2 protein-coding genes are annotated in these 1,884 nt (G+C 64.8%); one reads left to right on the top strand and one right to left on the bottom strand.

Features of this window, described 5'->3' with window-relative positions; translation table 11 throughout:
* Positions 1 to 400 precede the first annotated feature (400 nt).
* Positions 401 to 958: a thioredoxin family protein gene (locus I6U14_RS12285; RefSeq protein WP_296899709.1), complete on the bottom strand. Its 558-nt coding sequence runs from the start codon at positions 956 to 958 to the stop codon at positions 401 to 403.
* A gap of 220 nt (positions 959 to 1,178) precedes the next feature.
* Here I6U14_RS12285 and metK point away from each other — a divergent pair.
* Positions 1,179 to 1,884: methionine adenosyltransferase (metK, locus tag I6U14_RS12280; RefSeq protein WP_296899707.1), on the top strand; the 706-nt coding region annotated here is incomplete at its 3' end.

The raw sequence follows: 1,884 nt of genomic DNA, 5'->3' as shown, positions 1-1,884 counted from the left end.
CCCTGGCGCCCGGTGCCGCGCGTATGGGGTTACCGCCGCCTGGTCTTGCGCGGAAACGGGCGGCTTAGCCAGCAACCGGCGCCGGGGTCCCCGGCGCCACGTTCATAACTTCCTACTATTAAGGATTTCGGTCGAGTATAAGCAAGTCGAACCGCTCGGCCGTCGTGCGGCGGGTACGGGCGGCAGGGCCGTCCGCAGCCGCCGGCAAGCCGCCGCGGCGCACTATCGGGCCCCCGCGTCGACGATGAGGAAACGCCGACTTATTGGCGTTTCCCGTGCGGGGCAGGACGCCCCACCATCTTCACTGACGCAAGTCGCTGAAAATGAAAGGAAGCGGAGACCACGCTTTTCGCTTCCCGCGCCGATTCCGGTAAGCCATGGCCAAATAATCGGCGTCTCCCTAGGCCTCACGCCACTTGATGGAGCAGCCGACGCTCGGGATCTGCTCCGTCGGGCCTTGGCCGGTCTCGGCGACCTGCTTCATGCCGAGGAAGAGGTCCCGGCGCACATCCGGCGGCGCCGTCTCCTTGCGGCTTTCGTCCAGCCGCCCGCGGTACTGCAGGCCCAGGTCGGCGTTGTAGCCGAAGAAATCCGGTGTGCAGACGGCACCATAGGCCTTCGCCACCGCCTGCGTCTCGTCGAGCAGGTAGGGGAAGGGGAAATCGTACTCGGCGGCCACCTTTTGCATGTTCTCGAACGAGTCCTCCGGGTAATCGGCGGGGTCGTTGGACATGATCGCCACGCAGCCGATGCCAAGCTCGCCGAGCTCCCGGGCGTCGCGCACGATGCGCTCTCGGACCGCCTGCACATACGGGCAATGGTTGCAGATGAACATCACCAGGAGCCCCTTCGGCCCCTTGCACATGTCGCGTGTCCAGGTCTTGCCGTCGACGCCGGGTAGGGAGAAGTCCGGTGCCGGCTGGCCAAAGTCGCAAACAGGGGTTTCGAGCGACACCATTACAGCCTCCTCAAGCGCAGATGCCAGTGAAAACAAGGCCGACCATGGTAACCGAACAGACGGCGGCGGAAACCCCGCCAAGCGCTTCCGGTGCCTGTTCATCGCCATCGGCCTCGGTTAACATGGTGCGCTCTCGACCGCCGCACTCCCACGCGGCAGCGCTGCTTCTCATTCCCATCCAACAGCAACTCAAGAGCGCCCAGGGCGCCCTCATATCGCTATGTCAAACGAACTGCTCTTCACGTCCGAATCCGTGTCCGAAGGCCATCCCGACAAGGTCGCAGACCAGATCTCCGACGCCGTCCTCGACGACATCCTGGCCAACGACCCCAACCCCGGCGCCGCCCGCGTCGCTTGCGAGACCATGATCAAGACCGGTGCGATTATCGTCGCCGGCGAGATCACCACCGATCACTACGTGGACTTCGACAGCCTGGCGCGCCAAGTGGTCAACGACATCGGCTACGACCGCTCCGACGTGGGCTTCGACGGCCATACCTGTGCGGTGATGTCTCTGGTGGGCAAGCAGTCCGCGGACATCGCCCAGGGCGTCGACCGCAAGAGCCCCGAGGAGCAAGGCGCCGGCGACCAAGGCCTGATGTTCGGCTACGCCACCAACGAGACCGATGTCCTGATGCCCGCTCCCATCACCTTCGCGCATCGGCTGGTCGAGCGGCAGGCGGAGGTGCGCAAGAACAAGACCCTGCCCTGGCTGCGCCCTGACGCCAAGAGCCAGGTCACCATGCGCTATCGCGACGGCGAAGTGGTGGGCGTGGACGCCCTGGTGCTGTCCACCCAGCACGATCCCGACGTGACCCAGCAGCAGATCCACGAGGCGGTGATGGAGACCATCATCATGCCCGTGATCCCCAAGGAGTGGATCCACAGCGACACCAAGATCCACATCAACCCCACGGGCCAGTTCA

The organism is Thiohalocapsa sp. (genome assembly GCF_019695415.1).
GTDB lineage: Bacteria > Pseudomonadota > Gammaproteobacteria > Chromatiales > Chromatiaceae > Thiohalocapsa.
Note: the sequence above shows the minus strand (reverse complement) of the source record. Positions and strands in the feature narration are given on the sequence as shown.